Annotated in this window: 1 protein-coding gene; it reads right to left on the bottom strand. The window is 68.7% G+C overall.

Features of this window, described 5'->3' with window-relative positions; all coding sequences use genetic code 11:
* Positions 1 to 592 (bottom strand): DUF6444 domain-containing protein (locus tag ACGWYJ_RS38965; RefSeq protein WP_395111733.1); only part of this gene is annotated, 592 nt, incomplete at its 3' end.
* Positions 593 to 662 lie beyond the last annotated feature (70 nt).

Raw genomic sequence — 662 nt, 5'->3', positions numbered from 1 at the left:
CCCCGACCGTGCCCGCAGAGATCGGCGTGCCGAACAACTCGGCCAACGCACGCGCGGTGCGGTCCTTGGACAGGAACTGCCCCACATACAGATAGACGACGATCGCCGCGACGTTCGGACCGTACTGCACCGGCGCCTCCACCCCGCCCGGGGCATCCGCCGTGGTCACCGCGCCGCATCCGCACCGCCGCTTGATGAGCTGATGCTCGGTCACGGCAACCGTGATCGGCGGGATGTCGAACACCTGCCGCCGTTCCAGGCCCGTCTCAGGCGCACCGGCAAGGCCGGCGCCGCAGCTCCGGCAGCAGCCCGGCTCGTGCCGCTCAGTCCGATCAGGCTCAGCGACCTGGCACAACGTCTGACCGCGATGACCGGCCTGACCACCCGGACGCCTGCCACTGCGGCCCCGCAACGACTTGGGCGGCGGCTTGACCAGCCCGTCCGACGAGGGAGGCTTGGAGGAATTCCGGCTGTTCTTCCCCAGCTGCGCCCGCAGCTCGGCGATCTCGGCCTCGGCCGCCGCCAGCTTCTCGCTCAACACCACCACCAACGCCGCCAGCTCGTCATAAGAAGGCTTGTGGGCGGCGGGCACCCCACCATGATCGACAGTCAGGCAACCAAGATCAAATCGGACACACGATCGGGACCTGCTGACCAGTCAC

The sequence above is a fragment of the Actinomadura sp. SCN-SB genome (assembly GCF_043906805.1).
GTDB lineage: Bacteria > Actinomycetota > Actinomycetes > Streptosporangiales > Streptosporangiaceae > Spirillospora.
Note: the sequence above shows the minus strand (reverse complement) of the source record. Positions and strands in the feature narration are given on the sequence as shown.